Here is a 15212-nt window from a genome sequence, read left to right on the forward strand (position 1 = left end):
CGCAGTAGGTTTGGTCAGGTGCGATCAGATAACGATGGTTTGATGCTCGTCGCCCACGCGGGCACGGATGGTGCCGATGCGCGAGACGGTTTCGCCGGCCGCTTGCAGCTGGGCGATGGCGGCGTCCGCGTTTTCCTGCGAGACGATCACGGTCATGCCGATGCCGCAGTTGAAGACGCGGTGCATTTCGGCGTCAGCCACGCCGCCGTGCTGTTGCAGCCACGTGAACAGCGGTGGCATGGTCCACGATTTCGAGTCCAGCTCGGCCACCAGGCCAGGCTGCAGCACGCGCGGGATATTTTCCACCAGGCCGCCACCGGTGATGTGCACCATGCCCTTGACTTCCATGGCGTCCATCAGCGCCAGCAATGGCTTGACGTAGATGCGCGTCGGCTGCATCAGCACGTCGGCCAGCTTGCGGCCATGGAAGTCGCCTTCCAGGTCCGGTTTTGCCACTTCGATAATCTTGCGCACCAGCGAGTAACCATTCGAGTGCACGCCCGACGAAGCCAGACCCAGCACCACGTCGCCCGGGGCGATCTTGGTGCCGTCGATGATTTTCGATTTTTCCACGGCGCCGACGGCAAAACCTGCCAGGTCGTATTCTCCAGCCGGGTACATGCTCGGCATTTCCGCCGTTTCGCCGCCGATCAGTGCGCAGCCCGCTTGTTCGCAACCCTGGGCGATGCCCTTGATGACGTCGGTGGCGATGGCCACGTCCAGCTTGCCGCAAGCGAAGTAATCGAGGAAGAACAGCGGTTCGGCGCCTTGCACCAGGATGTCGTTGACGCTCATGGCGACCAGGTCGATGCCGACCGTGTCGTGGCGGTTCAGTTCGAATGCCAGGCGCAATTTCGTGCCCACGCCGTCGGTGCCCGAGACCAGCACCGGTTCCTTGTACTTCTTGCTGATTTCAAACATGGCGCCAAAACCGCCCAGGCCGCCCATCACGCCTTCGCGCAGGGTGCGCTTGGCAAACGGCTTGATTGCTTCGACTAAAGCGTCGCCTGCGTCGATATCGACGCCAGCGTCACGGTAGGAAAGGGAAACATTAGAAGTCTGGTTCATGGTGTGGTGGCAGCGGAGGCGGTAAAATAGAAGGCGGATACCCGCCGGCACGCGCGCGCAAGCATGTTTTTCAACATCGTGCGGCAGGGCGCCAGCGGGTGAATTCGGTCGATCAAGTCGCTATTTTATCAAACTGCCCCGCCATTTCGTAATTAACTGCCTTTTTTTAACGCAACAGTACAAACTCCATGCCATTCGCCATCACCGCCGAACAGAAGCAAACAGCATTTTGGATCGCGGTCTGGCTGGCATTCCTGCTGCTGCTCGTCAGCCTGGGCCCCATCCTGACGCCCTTCCTGGCCGCCGCCATCCTCGCCTACGTGCTCAATCCCGGCGTGGACCGATTGCAACGCCTGCACTACAAGCGCTTTTACCTGCCCCGTCCGCTGGCCGTGCTGGTCGTCGTAGTGTTGTTTTTCCTCGCCATTACGGCGCTGGTGCTGATCGTCGTGCCCGTGCTGCAGAAGGAAATTCCCTTGCTGCAGGCGCAGATTCCCCAGTTTCTCAGCAAGGCCAACGAGTTCCTGGCGCCGAAACTGCGCGACCTGGGCATCCGCGTGCGCCTGGATGGTACGGGCATCAAGCGCATGCTGAGCCAGCAGATGGCCACCAGCGGCGATGAAATCTGGAGCACAGTACTGGCCTCGGCCCGTATCGGCGGCACGGCCGTGCTGGGCTGGCTGGCCACCGTGGTGCTGATTCCCGTCGTACTGTTCTATTTGTTGCTGGACTGGCATCCCATGCTGGCGCGCATCGCCGGCGCCGTGCCGCGCCGCTGGGTGGGCCGCACGGTGGGCATGGCGCAGGAAGTCGACACCCTGCTGGCGCAATACCTGCGCGGCCAACTGCTCGTCATGCTGGTGCTGGCCACGTATTACTCGGCCGCGCTGGCCATCGCCGGTTTCGAAGTGGCATTGCCTGTGGGCATCATCACGGGCTTGCTGGTGTTCATCCCCTACCTGGGCTTCGGCCTGGGGCTGATGCTGGCGCTGATCGCCGCCCTGCTGCAGTTCGCCGACTGGAGCGGCGTGATCGCCGTGGCCGTCATCTACGGCTGCGGCCAGGTCATCGAAGGCTTTTTCCTCACGCCGCGCCTGGTGGGCGAGCGCATCGGCCTGAACCCGCTGGCCGTGATCTTCGCCTTATTGGCTTTCGGGCAACTGTTTGGTTTCGTCGGCGTACTGCTCGCTTTACCCGCTTCTGCCGTGTTGATGGTCGCTTTTAAGCATCTAAGACGCCACTACCTGTCCAGCACCTTCTATAATGCATAATAAAAGCGGATATCATATCAACCTGGCAATACCAATGATGCACAAGCAGTAATGAAAAACAGGACAAGGCGTACGCCATGAAACAACTGGTGCTCGATTTAGGCACAGACCAGGCGCACAGCCTCGATACCTTCGAGGTGGGACAGAATGCCGAAGTGGCGCAGCTGATGCGCCAGTTCGCCGCGCGCACTTCGCGCGAACATTTTGCCTACCTGTGGGGCGAACTGGCCGCCGGCAAGAGCCACCTGCTCAAGGCCCTGGCCAGCACCGAGCGCGCGCGCTACATTTCGCCATTCTCGATCGAGTCCGAATTCGTGTATTCGCCCGACGTCGACCTGTACCTGCTCGACGACTGCGAAAAGCTGTCGCCGCTGGCGCAGATCGATGCCTTTGCCCTGTTCAATGAAATCCGCGCCAACAAGGCGTTCATGGTATGCAGCGGCGCCGTGCCGCCGGCCGTGCTGCCCGTGCGCGAAGACTTGCGCACGCGCATGGGCTGGGGCCTGATCTATCAAATCCACGGCTTGACCGACGATGAAAAAATCGCCGCCCTGACCCAGGCGGCCACCACCCGCGGCTTGACCTTGTCGCCCGGCGTGTTACCCTATCTGCTGTCCCATTTCCGGCGCGACATGCGTTCGCTGTCGACGATGCTGGACTCTCTCGACCTCTACTCCCTTGAAACCCAACGCCCGATCACCTTGCCATTGTTGCGCGAGTTGCTGCAGGCGGAAGCGAAAGAATGATGAATCTGGCCCTGTTTGACCTCGACCACACCCTGCTGCCCATCGACTCGGATCACGAGTGGGGCGAATTCCTGGTACGCATCGGTGCCGTGGACGCCGCCGAATTCACCCGCCGCAACGACGAATTTTTCGCGCAATACCAGGCCGGTACGCTCGATCCGGTGGAATACCTGGAATTTTCGCTCGGCACCCTGGCGCAGTTTCCGCGCGAACGCCTGGAAGCGCTGCACAAGCAATTCATGGCCGAAGTGGTCATGCCGGCCATCCGCCCCGAAGTCGTGGCCTTGCTGAAACAGCACCAGGACGCGGGCGACCTGCTGGCCATCGTCACGGCCACCAACCATTTCATCACCAAACCCATCGCCGATGCGCTGGGCGTCGAACACCTGCTGGCCGCCATGCCCGAGTATGACGACAAAGGCAATGTCACGGGCAAGCTGGTGGGCACGCCGACCCTGGGCGCGGGCAAGCTGACCCACACCCATGCCTGGCTGGAAAAAATGGGCAAGGAACTGGGGCAGTTCGAGCGCAGCTATTTTTACAGCGATTCGCACAACGACATTCCCTTGCTGTCGGTCGTGACACACCCTGTCGCGACCAATCCCAATACCGCTTTGAGCGCACACGCATCCCTCCACGGCTGGCCATCACTCCACTTATTCAATGATTAAAAAATTCATCCGCAAGATCCTCGGCGTTAAAAAAGAGGCAGCGCGCGACACCACGGCACCCATCGTGCTCGGTCCTGCGCAACACGGAATCGACCCGAAACTGGTGTCGTCGAATGCCATCCGCGTCACCAGCAGCTTGCAGGAAGCGGGTTTTGAGGCCTTTGTCGTCGGCGGCGCCGTGCGCGACCTGCTGCTGGGCGTCAAACCGAAAGACTTCGACATCGCCACCAACGCCACGCCGGAACAGGTCAAGCGATTGTTCCGCCGCGCCTTCATCATCGGCAAGCGCTTCCAGATCGTGCACGTGATGTTCGGCCAGGATTTGCTGGAAGTGACGACCTTCCGCGGCGCCGGCGCCGATTCCGCGCCCAAGGATGAACACGGCCGCGTCCTGCGCGACAATACCTTCGGTTTGCAGCACGAAGACGCGCTGCGCCGCGACTTCACCATCAACGCCATGTACTACAACCCGGCCACGCAGGAAGTGCTCGATTACCACGGCGGCGTGGAAGACATCCGCGCCAAGACCTTGCGCATGATCGGCAAGCCGGAAGAGCGCTACCGCGAAGACCCCGTGCGCATGCTGCGCGTGGTGCGCTTCGCCGCCAAGCTGAAATTCACCATCGAGCCGCACACGGCCGCGCCGATTCCCATCATGGCGCCGCTGATCAACAATGTGCCCGCGCCGCGCGTGTTCGACGAGATGCTGAAACTGCTGATGAGCGGCCACGCGCTGGCCTGCCTGCAGCAACTGCGTAAGGAAGGCTTGCATCACGGCCTGCTGCCGCTGCTCGACGTGGTGCTGGAGCAGCCGCTGGGCGCGAAATTCGTCACCCTGGCGCTGGACGCCACAGACGCCCGCATCGCCGCCGGCAAGACCGTCTCGCCGGGCTTCCTGTTTGCCTCGCTGCTGTGGCACCAGGTGCTGGAAAAATGGACGGCCTACCGCGCCGCCGGCGAGTCGACCATCCCCGCGCTGCACCTGGCGGCCGACGACGTGCTCGATTCGCAAACGGAAAAACTGGCCTTGCAGCGCAAGATCGGTTCCGACATGCGCGACATCTGGTCGATGCAGCCGCGCTTCGAGCGCAGGGTCGGCAAGGCCCCGTACAAGCTGCTGGAACACCTGCGCTTCCGCGCCGGCTACGACTTCCTGCTGCTGCGCTGCGCCTCGGGCGAGATCGACATGGACATCGGCGAATGGTGGACGGCCTTCTACGAAGGCGACGAGGAAACGCGCGAAGCGCTGCTCGTCAGCGCCAATGCCGCGCCGGGCGCCGTCAAGAAGAAACGTCCGCCACGCCGCAGCACGCGCAGCAAGACGGGCACGGGCGGCTCGACCACCGGCAGCACCAGCGGCGAGTAAACGCAGCCATGCAGACAGCAACGGAAGTTATCGCTTATATCGGCATCGGGGCCAACCTGGGCGACGCGCGCGCCAATGTGCAGGATGCGCTGGCGCGCCTGGCGCGCCTGCCCGGCGCCAGCTTGCTGGACGCCTCGGCCAGCTACCGCACGGCGCCCATCGATTCGAGCGGCGACGACTACATCAACGCCGTGGCGCGCATCAGCACCACCGTGCCGGCAGAGGAACTGCTGCAAGCCCTGCACGCCATCGAAGCGGCGCACGGGCGCGAACGGCCCTACCGTAACGCTCCACGCACCCTGGACCTGGACTTGCTGCTGTATGGCGATGCACGGATCGCCAGCGCCACCCTGACGGTGCCGCATCCGCGCATCACCGAGCGCGCCTTCGTGCTGGTGCCGCTGCTGGCCCTGGCGCCAGCCATCGTCGTGCCCGGCCTCGGCCCGGCGCAGGACTACCTGGCAAGCGTGGCCGACCAGGCCATCAGCCAGCTCTGACCCCGGCTCTGACCCATCTCGCTCCCATCCTCTACAATGCCGCTCCTGCAGCACGCCGCATAAAGTACTACACTAGCGGCGTCGCAATCGCATCACCCCCTTTCACTCTAGAGAATACCTATGTCCGCTTATTTGCAAGGAACAGATCTGGCCGCCAAAGACAAGGCCGCCACACCGGCGCCGGCGCCATCCAAGCCTGTCGTCAACAAGGCCGTGACCATCCATACGCTGGCCACGCTGCGCGCCGCCGGCGAAAAGATCACCATGCTGACCTGCTATGACGCCAGCTTCGCGTCCCTGATGGACCGCTGCGGCGTGGAAATCCTGCTGATCGGCGATTCGCTCGGCATGGTCTGCAACGGCCACAGCTCCACCCTGCCCGTCACCGTGGCCGAACTGGCCTACCACACGGCATCCGTGGCGCGCGGCAGCAAGTCCGCCATGATCCTCGCCGACCTGCCGTTCGGCGCCTATGGCACGCCCGAGACAGCCTATGCCAACGCCGTCATCCTGATGCAGGCTGGCGCGCACATGATCAAGATCGAGGGCGGCGCCTGGCTGGCCGAGATCGTCCGTTTCCTCACGGAGCGCGGCATCCCCATCTGCGCCCACATCGGCCTGACGCCGCAATTCGTGCACCAGCTGGGCGGCTATAAAGTGCAGGGCAAGAGCACGGAAAGCGCCACGGAGCTGAAGAACGACGCGCTGACGCTGCAAAACGCGGGCGCCGCCATCGTGCTGATGGAAGCGATGCCGTCGCAACTGGGCAAGGAAGTGACCGAGATGCTGACGATCCCCACGATCGGCATCGGCGCCGGTCCCGATTGCTCGGGCCAGGTCCTCGTCATGCACGACATGCTGGGCGTCTTCCCAGGCCGCAAGGCACGCTTCGTGCGCAACTTCATGGAAGGCGCGGCCAGCATCGACGACGCCGTCATCGGCTATGTCAAAGCCGTCAAGGATGGCAGCTTCCCGGCGCTGGAACACTGCTTCTGATGTCATTCCGCCTGTCGGCCTGCGCGCTGCGCGCCAGGCCGACAGCGCTTCGCTTTACCCCACCTGTATCCACGTCGTCTTCAACTCCGTGTACTTGTCCAGCGCGTGCAATGATTTGTCGCGCCCGTTGCCCGACTGCTTGTAACCGCCGAACGGCACGGTGATATCGTCGCCGTCGTACTGGTTGACGTGCACGGTGCCCGCGCGCAGGGCGCGCGCCGTCTGGATGGCCTTGGTGATGTCGGAGGTCCACACGGCCGCCTGCAAGCCGTACGGCGTGGCGTTGGCCTGTTTCACCGCCTCGGCAATATCCGTAAAGCCCAGCACGGACAAGACGGGCCCGAATATCTCTTCGCGCGCGATCGTCATGCCGGCGTCCACGCCGAAGACGGTGGGCTGCACATAGTAGCCCCCCGTATCAAGGCGCACGGCCTCGCCGCCGCCCAGCAGCTGCGCGCCTTCCTGCTTGCCGGAAGCGATATAGTCCATCACGGTCTTCATCTGCGTGGCGTCGACAATCGCCCCCATGACGGTGGCTTCATCGAGCGGGTCGCCCGGCTGAAAGCGGGGCAGCATAGCCAATGCCTTGGCCATGAATTCGTCCTTGATCGATTCTTCCACGAACAAACGCGAGGGCGCATTGCAGCTTTCGCCTTGGTTGAAAAAGATGGAGCCGACGGCGGCCGCCACGGCCTTGTCCAGGTCAGGACAATCGGCGCAAACGATGTTGGCGGACTTGCCGCCCAGTTCCGTCCACGCCCGTTTCAGATTCGACTGGCCCGCCATCTGCACGATCAATTTGCCCGTGCGCGTGGAACCCGTAAAGCCGATGCAATCGACATCCATGTGCAGTGCCAGCGCGGCGCCCGCCTCGTGGCCGTAGCCGGGCAGCACGTTGAACACTCCCACAGGCACGCCCGCTTCCAGCGCGATGTCGGCCAGGCGCAGGGCCGTCAGCGGCGATTTTTCGGACGGTTTCAATATCACGCTGTTGCCGGCGGCGAGGGCGGGCGCGATCTTCCAGGCGGCCATGATCATCGGGTAATTCCACGGCACGATGGCGGCGACGACACCCACCGGTTCGCGCGTGATCAGGGCCAGGCTGTTGGCAGGGGTGGGGGCGATTTCATCGTAGACCTTGTCGATCGCTTCGCCATACCAACGCAGGCAGTTGGCCGTAGCTCCCACGTCCACGCTCTGGCTGTATTTGATCGGTTTACCCATGTCCAGGGTTTCCAGCAGGGCCAGTTCGGGACCGTATTTCTGCACTAGGTCGGCGAACTTGATCAGCACGCGCTTGCGCTGCGCGGGCGATTTCCCTGCCCAGCGGCGGTCGTCAAAAGCGGCACGCGCGGCCTGCACGGCCGTATCCACGTCCGCGCCATCGCAGCGCGCCACCTGTCCCAGCAAACGCCCATCGATGGGCGACAGATTGCCGAAGGTCTGGCCGGACTTGGCCGCGACCCGCTCGCCATTGATGAAGGCACGGCCATCGATCTTGATCTCTGCGGCACGTGCATGCCAGCTGATGTTTTCCGTCATGGTCGTCTCCTGCAAGATGAAAACGCCAGCTTACTCCTAGTCCGCCGAATACGCCGCAGACAGTTGCTTGCGGCGGCGTCGGTCGGCGCGCGCCAGCATCACGGCATACGCGATCACGGCGAGCGTCACGACGAGGATGGTCAGCGCAGCGATGGCGTTGACGCGCGGATCGAGCCCCAGGCGCGCGCGAGAGAAGATCACCAGCGGCATCGTCGTCGAGCCGGGGCCGGACAAAAAGGCTGACAGCACCACGTCATCGAGCGACAGGGTAAATGTCAGCAGCCAGGCCGATGCCAGGGCTTGCGTAATGTTCGGCAGGGTCACGAGGAAGAACACCTGGTGCGCGCGGCAGCCCAGGTCCATCGCCGCTTCGGCCAGCGACTTGCTCATTTCCTGCAGGCGCGACTGCACCACCACGGCAGCATACGCCATGCCCAGCAGGGTGTGGCCCAGCCAGATGGTCAGCACGCCCCGCTCGGGGAAACCGAAGACCTTTTGCATGGACACCAGCATCAGCAGCAGGGACAGGCCGATGATCACTTCCGGCATCACCAGCGGCGCGCTGACCATGGCGGAAAACACGGTGCGGCCACGGAAGCGCTGATAGCTGGTCAAGGCGAAGGCGGCGAACGTGCCGAGGATGACGGAAGATGTCGCCGACATGAAGGCGATCTTCAAGGACAAACCGAAACCCGAGATGATTTCCGTGTCGCTCATCAGCTCGCTGTACCAGCGCAGCGAGAAGCCGCTCCACACCATGTCCTGGCGCGAGCTGTTGAACGAAAAGACGATCAGCACGATGATGGGCAGGTACAGGAACAGATAGCCGAGCGAGAGCCAGCCGCGCCCGAACCAGCGCTGCAGGAAATTACGTCCGTTCATGTGCGCTCCTCCGCGTCCTGGTCCGTCTTGTATTTGTTAAAAATGGCCATCGGCACGAGGATCAGCAGGATCACCAGCACCGTTACCGACGAAGCCATGGCCCAGTCGTTATTGGTGAAGTACTCATCCCACAGCACCCTGCCGATCATCAGGGTTTCCGGGCCGCCCAGCAGCTCGGGGATCACGTATTCGCCCACGGACGGGATGAACACCAGCATGGCGCCGGCGATGATGCCCGACTTCGACAGCGGCACCGTGATGCGCCAGAACGCCTGCAATGGCGTGGCGCCCAGGTCGGCCGCCGCTTCCAGGTAGCGCATGTCCATTTTCACCAGATTGGCGTACAGGGGCAAAATCATGAAGGGCAAATAGGCGTACACCATGCCGACCACCAGGGAAAACGAGGTGTTCATCATGTGCAGCGGTTCGCTCACCACGCCCAGCGCGATCAGCAAGTCGTTGAGCAAGCCGTGATTGGCCAGGATGCCCTTCCACGCATACACGCGCAGCAGGAACGAAGTCCAGAACGGCAACATCACCAGCATCATCAGCACGGGGCGGATCGACGGTTTGGCGCGCGCCATGAAGTAGGCGAACGGGTAGCCGATAAACAGGCAGATGGCCGTGGTAATGGCCGCGTACTTGATGGAACTGAGATAGGTGAGCAGATACAGTTCATCGGCGGCGATGAACAGGTAGTTGGCGATTTTCACCTTCAGCACGACGATGCCGTCGACATACGACAGCAAGCCGCCGAACGGGCTGCCCGCTGTGTCCATGTCGGACAGGCTGATGCGCAACACGATCAGGAAGGGCACCAGAAAAGCGGCCGCCAGGAACAGCGACGGCACGGCGATGACGACGTTGCGGCCCGCATTTTTCCCCGTTATCCAGCGCAGGGTGACGAGATTGCGCAGCAATTGCAAAATAGGCGTCATGATGGCCTCAGCTGGTCAGCACGACGATGTCGGCGCCATCCCACCAGACCCACACGCGCTGCTCGCGCTCGAGGCGCGAGACATCGTGGCGGGCCGCGTTGGTGCGCGAGACTTTCACCACACTGCCGCTGTCGAGGCGCACGTGGTAACTGGTTTCATTGCCAAAATACGCCATGGCGACGATCACGCCCTGGGCGCAGTTGTAACCATGTTCCGCTGGCGACGCGCGCTCCTCCAGGGCGGGAGGCTCGATCTGGATGCCGATTTTTTCGGGGCGCACGGCCACCGAGACATCCATGCCCAGGTTGCCCGTGATGCCATGCGCGACATACTGGCGGCCGTCGGGCGTGTCGATGATCACGTGATCCGGTTCGTCTTCCGTGATGCGGCCATCGAACAGGTTCACGCTGCCGATGAAGTCGGCCACGAAACGGCAGTTCGGCGTTTCATAGATTTCGCCTGGCGCACCCACCTGCAGGATGCGTCCTTCGCTCATGACGGCGATGCGCGTGGCCATGCTCATGGCCTCGTCCTGGTCGTGCGTGACCATCACGCAGGTGACGCCCACCTGCTCGATGATGTTCACCAGTTCCATCTGCGTGCGTTCGCGCAGTTTTTTATCCAGCGCGCCCAGCGGCTCGTCGAGCAGCAGCAATTGCGGCCGCTTGGCCAGGCTGCGCGCCAGCGCCACGCGCTGCTGCTGGCCGCCCGACAGCTGGTGCGGCTTGCGCTTCGCGTATTGGCCCAACTGCACCAGCGCCAGCATCTGCTCGACGCGCGCCGCCACCTCCACTTTCGGCAATCCATCGCGGCGCAGGCCGAAGGCGATGTTGTCCCACACGGACAAATGGGGGAACAGCGCATACGACTGGAACATCATGTTGATGGGGCGCTGGTGCGGCGGCACATCGACGATGCTGCTGCCCGCCAGGGCGATGCGGCCCGACGTCGGCGTCTCGAAACCGGCCAGCATGCGCAGCAGGGTCGACTTGCCGCAACCTGAACTGCCCAGCAAGGCGAAGATCTCGCCCTTGTTGATCGTCACGGAAATGTCATTGACGGCGCGCACGCCATCGAATTCCTTGACCAGTTGATCAATCAGCAAAAAAGGCGCTGGGGCGTCACTGGCCGACGCGGCTGGTGTTGCTATCGTCATTGTGGGTAGCTTCTGGGTAAGAGGGTGTCAAAATGAAAAACTGGCCGCTACAAAGAGCGGCCAGGATAGAAGTTTAGCGGAACTGCCGCGATTCTGGTCCAAAAAATGCGCAGATGGCGGCAAAATGGGGCAAAAACCTACACCTAGCCCTTTGCTTTCACGTCCGCATAGGTCTTGTCGAGGCACACCCGTATCAAGCCCACCATCTCGTCGATCTGCGCGCGCGTCATGACCAGGGGCGGCGCGACGATCATGCGCTCGCCCACGGCGCGCATGATGACGCCGTTGTCGAACATGTGGCCGCGGCAGATCATGCCCACGCCCTGGCCCTCGTCGAACAGCTCGTTGTCGTGCACGGTGGCGCCCTTTTTACGCACCAGGTTCAGGCCCGCGACGAGGCCGCAGCTGTCCGCATAGCCAACCAGCGGGTGTTCGCCCAGGCTGGCGAAGCACTGTTTCAGGTACGGCCCCGTATCCTCGGCCACCTTCGCCACCAGTTGCTCCTCCTCGATGATGCGGATGTTTTCCAGCGCGGCAGCGCAGGCCACGGGGTGGCCGGAATACGTGAAGCCGTGCGTGAATTCGCCTCCCTGCTCGATCAGCACCTTGGCCACCCTGTCGCCCACCAGCACGCCGCCCAGCGGCACATAGCCCGAGGTGACGCCCTTGGCAAAGGTGATCAGGTCGGGCTTGATGCCGAACAGTTCGGAGCCGAACCAGCGCCCCAGGCGGCCGAATCCGCAGATGACTTCATCGGCGATGAGCAAAATGCCGTACTTGTCGCAGATACGCTGAATCTCGGGCCAGTAGGTCGATGGCGGGATGATGACGCCGCCGGCGCCCTGTACCGGTTCGCCGATGAAAGCGGCCACCTTGTCGGCGCCGATTTCCAGGATTTTGTCTTCCAGCCAGCCGGCCGCCTTGATACCGAATTCCTCGGGACTCAAGCCGTGACCCGATTCCAGGTAATTCGGCTGGCCGATATGCGCGATACCAGGGATGGGCAAACCGCCCTGCGCATGCATGCCATCCATGCCGCCCAGCGACGCTCCAGCCACCGTGCTGCCGTGATACGCATTGTGGCGGCTGATGATGGTGTGGCGCTCCTTGTGGCCAAGAATGTCCCAGTAGCGGCGCACCATGCGCAAATTCGTGTCATTGCCCTCGGAGCCGGAGCTGGTGAAGAACACGTGCTGGAAATGCGACGGTGATATTTGCGCCAGCTTGGCCGCCAGCTGCGCGGCCGGCACGTTGGTCGTGCCAAAGAAGCTGTTATAGAAGGGCAGCGTTTCCATCTGCCGGTACACGGCTTGCGAAATCGACGTGCGGCCATAACCCACGTTCACGCACCACAGGCCCGACATGCCATCGACGATTTTCTTGCCCTGGCTATCCCACAGGTAGACACCGTCGCCGCGCACGATCACGCGCGCCCCCTTGCTGGCGAGGTCCTGGAAATCGGTGAACGGGTGCAGGTAATGGGCCGAGTCCATCTGCTGGATGGCGGCCGTGTCGTACACCTGCGGCACCGCGTTTTTCTGCGCCACGGAGGATACAAAAGCGGCGCTCGGCGCCAGCGGATGGTTGGTTGTGCTCATTGCGATCCTTTCTTAAACGTGGAGCAGAAGATGTTCGCGCTCCCACGGGCTGATCACCGTCATGAATTCCTGGTGCTCCAGGTCCTTGATGGCCGCATACACGTCGATGAAGCGCTCGCCCAGTACCGTGCGCAGCTTGTCTTCCGCGCGCAGCAACTGGAGAGCCTCGGGCAAGCCTTGCGGCAGTTCGAACTTCATGTCGTAGGCGCTGCCCACCATCATCGGCGTCGCTTCCAGCTGCTCCGTCATGCCGAGGTATCCGCAGGCCAGAGTCACGGCCAGCGCCAGGTAGGGATTGGCGTCGGCGCCGATGATGCGGTTTTCCACGCGCCGGTCCTGCACGCCCGATTCGGGCACGCGGAAGCCCACCGTACGGTTATCCAGGCCCCACTGAATGTTGATGGGCGCGGCCGTGTGGCGCACGATGCGACGGTAGGAATTCACGTAGGGCGCGACGATGGCCATGGCCGATGGCATGTAGCGCTGCAGGCCCGCGATGTAATGCTTGAAGATGGGCGCAGCCGAACCGTCCTCGTTGCTGAAAATGTTCAGGCCCGTCTTCGCATCGACAACGCTCTGGTGCACGTGCATGGCGGAACCCGGTTCGCCCGCCATGGGCTTGGCCATGAAGGTGGCATACATATCGTGTTTCAGGGCAGCTTCGCGCAAGGTGCGCTTGAAGAAAAACACCTTGTCGGCCAGGCCCAGCGGATCGCCGTGCAGGAAGTTGATTTCCATTTGCCCTGCGCCGATCTCGTGGATCAGGGTATCGACGTCAAGGTTCATCAATTCGCAATAGTCGTAGATATCCTCGAACAGGGGATCGAACTCGTTGACAGCGTCGATGCTGTACACCTGGCGGCTCGTCTCGGCACGGCCGCTGCGCCCGATGGGCGGCTTCAAGGGCAAGTCCGGGTCCGTGTTTTTCGCCGTCAGGTAGAACTCCAGTTCCGGCGCCACCACGGGTTTCCAGCCCTTGTCCGCATACAGTTTCAGCACGCGGCGCAGCACGGAGCGCGGCGCGAAATCGACCAGCATGCCGTCGGCAAAATAGCAGTCGTGGATGACTTGCGCGGTGGGATCCGTGGCCCACGGTACCATCGTGATGGTGGTGGGATCAGCCTTCAAGATCATGTCGCGGTCGGTGCTGGAAATGGCACGGTCATAGCCGCCATCATCGACCGGGTAATTGCCCGTCACCGTCATGCCCAGTACCGCTTCCGGGATGCGCATGCCGCGCTCCTGGGTAAATTTCCCGCGCGGCAGGATCTTCCCCCGCGCCACGCCCGTCAAATCGGGCACCAGGCATTCGATTTCCGTGACGCGCTTTTCATTGAGCCACAAATCCATATCCGTATAGGTGAAATTTTCGCGTATTGCCATGTTTCCCTCTCGTTGGTCTTGCGCTTTTCCTGATTAAGCGCCGCATGGTGCCGGTGCGGCGCGCCTGTCATTCTTTATTCCTGTGCTGCTGTTCCTGGAAATCGCGGCACGCCTGGCCAAAGGCGCCGAATAGCCGCATCGACTGCGGGTTGTCTTCCACCTGCCATTCCGGGTGCCATTGCACGGCCAGCGTAAAACCGGCGGCACTGGCCACGCTATACGCTTCCACCAGGCCGTCGTCGGCCAGTGCTTCCACCAGCAAGCCATCGGCCAGCCGGGCGACGCCCTGGCCATGCAAGGAATTGACCATCATCTCGCTCTCGCCGCCCAGCAGGCGTGACAGCAGGCCTTCGGGCATCAGCTTGATGCGGTGCGCGGGCATGTACTGGCGCGCCAGGGGATCGAGCACATTCTCCCTGTGGTCCTGCATGCCCGGCACGACGTGCACGGCCTGGTGCAGGCTGCCGCCAAGGGCCACGTTGACTTCCTGGAAGCCGCGGCAGATGGCCAGCAGTGGCAGCTGGCGCGCCAGCGCGGCGCGGATCAGGGGCAAGGTGGTGGCGTCGCGCGCGGGATCTTGCGGCAGGTCGGGATGCAGGATGTCTTCGCCATACAGGCGCGCGTCGACGTTCGAGGCGGAACCGGTCAGCATGACGCCGTCGGCGATGTGCAGCGCCGCTTCCAGGTCCGCATCCGCACCCAGGGCGGGCAGCAGCAGCGGCATGCAGCCGGCGCCGCGCAGCACGGCGTGCAGGTATTTGTCCTGCGCCATGTGCCAGATGTGGCTGCCAAGCTGGCGCTGGCAGGCGGGGACGAGAACGATGGGACGGCGCATAGAGTGCTACCTCGCTGGCGTGACGATCCAATGACAGCCCATGACGGCGCTGCCGCTCGCTTCACTGTACAGCAGAGCCGGCAGTGGCGGCCACACCGATGGCCGTGGCCAGCGGCGGCACACATCGCCTACACTACGGCTTTGCAATATTGTCTTTGTTAAAATCATCATATGCCCGTCCGGCGCCAAATACCAGCGCCACCGGCAAAGTCTTCTTACTTTCCCATGCATCCACACCGTTTTCCAGCCTTTCCAAATACCTG

General features: G+C 62.7%; 14 protein-coding genes. 6 read left to right on the forward strand and 8 right to left on the reverse strand.

Annotation, left to right across the window (positions count from 1 at the left end; all coding sequences use genetic code 11):
* Positions 1-24: 24 nt before the first annotated feature.
* On the reverse strand, positions 25-1068 hold the full coding sequence (gene purM, locus O3298_RS06980) for a phosphoribosylformylglycinamidine cyclo-ligase (protein ID WP_077408694.1): 1044 nt from the start codon (positions 1066-1068) through the stop codon (positions 25-27).
* A gap of 188 nt (positions 1069-1256) precedes the next feature.
* Here purM and O3298_RS06985 point away from each other — a divergent pair, with 188 nt between their 5' ends.
* From O3298_RS06985 to panB, 6 genes are all read left to right on the forward strand, one after another.
* Positions 1257-2339, forward strand: coding sequence for an AI-2E family transporter (locus O3298_RS06985; RefSeq protein WP_305054147.1), 1083 nt, complete (start codon positions 1257-1259; stop codon positions 2337-2339).
* Positions 2340-2416: 77 nt separating this feature from the next.
* Complete coding sequence (hda, locus tag O3298_RS06990) at positions 2417-3085, forward strand: DnaA regulatory inactivator Hda (RefSeq protein WP_058048421.1); 669 nt, start codon at positions 2417-2419, stop codon at positions 3083-3085.
* On the forward strand, positions 3085-3756 hold the full coding sequence (locus O3298_RS06995; RefSeq protein ID WP_099668341.1) for an HAD family phosphatase: 672 nt from the start codon (positions 3085-3087) through the stop codon (positions 3754-3756). Before hda ends, O3298_RS06995 begins: the two co-directional genes overlap by 1 nt.
* Positions 3749-5122 carry a polynucleotide adenylyltransferase PcnB gene (pcnB, locus tag O3298_RS07000; protein WP_305057301.1) on the forward strand — a complete coding sequence of 458 codons (1374 nt, stop codon included), beginning with the start codon at positions 3749-3751 and terminating at the stop codon, positions 5120-5122. The genes O3298_RS06995 and pcnB overlap by 8 nt, the downstream gene beginning before the upstream one ends.
* Positions 5123-5130: 8 nt before the next feature.
* Positions 5131-5619: a 2-amino-4-hydroxy-6-hydroxymethyldihydropteridine diphosphokinase gene (gene folK, locus O3298_RS07005; protein WP_289903302.1), complete on the forward strand. Its 489-nt coding sequence runs from the start codon at positions 5131-5133 to the stop codon at positions 5617-5619.
* Between the two features lie 120 nt (positions 5620-5739).
* Positions 5740-6615: a 3-methyl-2-oxobutanoate hydroxymethyltransferase gene (panB, locus tag O3298_RS07010; RefSeq protein ID WP_305058854.1), complete on the forward strand. Its 876-nt coding sequence runs from the start codon at positions 5740-5742 to the stop codon at positions 6613-6615.
* Between the two features lie 54 nt (positions 6616-6669).
* Here panB and O3298_RS07015 read toward each other — a convergent pair whose 3' ends face one another.
* From O3298_RS07015 to O3298_RS07045, 7 genes are all read right to left on the reverse strand, one after another.
* Entirely contained in the window at positions 6670-8157 is a 1488-nt protein-coding gene (locus O3298_RS07015) for an aldehyde dehydrogenase (RefSeq protein WP_305058855.1), read from the reverse strand.
* Positions 8158-8193: 36 nt separating this feature from the next.
* Positions 8194-9039, reverse strand: a complete 846-nt coding sequence (locus tag O3298_RS07020; RefSeq protein ID WP_305058856.1) for an ABC transporter permease — start codon at positions 9037-9039, stop codon at positions 8194-8196.
* Positions 9036-9977: an ABC transporter permease subunit gene (locus O3298_RS07025; protein WP_251350108.1), complete on the reverse strand. Its 942-nt coding sequence runs from the start codon at positions 9975-9977 to the stop codon at positions 9036-9038. Before O3298_RS07025 ends, O3298_RS07020 begins: the two co-directional genes overlap by 4 nt.
* A gap of 7 nt (positions 9978-9984) precedes the next feature.
* A complete protein-coding gene (locus O3298_RS07030; RefSeq protein WP_305058857.1) occupies positions 9985-11133 on the reverse strand; it encodes an ABC transporter ATP-binding protein in 1149 nt (382 codons plus the stop codon).
* Positions 11134-11276: 143 nt separating this feature from the next.
* Positions 11277-12731: an aspartate aminotransferase family protein gene (locus O3298_RS07035; protein ID WP_305058858.1), complete on the reverse strand. Its 1455-nt coding sequence runs from the start codon at positions 12729-12731 to the stop codon at positions 11277-11279.
* 12 nt (positions 12732-12743) lie between these two features.
* Positions 12744-14114 (reverse strand): glutamine synthetase family protein, encoded by a 1371-nt coding sequence (locus tag O3298_RS07040; RefSeq protein WP_034788700.1) that lies wholly within the window; start codon positions 14112-14114, stop codon positions 12744-12746.
* Positions 14115-14181: 67 nt separating this feature from the next.
* Positions 14182-14949, reverse strand: coding sequence for a gamma-glutamyl-gamma-aminobutyrate hydrolase family protein (locus O3298_RS07045; RefSeq protein ID WP_289903295.1), 768 nt, complete (start codon positions 14947-14949; stop codon positions 14182-14184).
* Positions 14950-15212 lie beyond the last annotated feature (263 nt).

Source organism: Janthinobacterium sp. SUN137 (genome assembly GCF_030587265.1).
Lineage (GTDB): Bacteria > Pseudomonadota > Gammaproteobacteria > Burkholderiales > Burkholderiaceae_D > Janthinobacterium > Janthinobacterium kumbetense.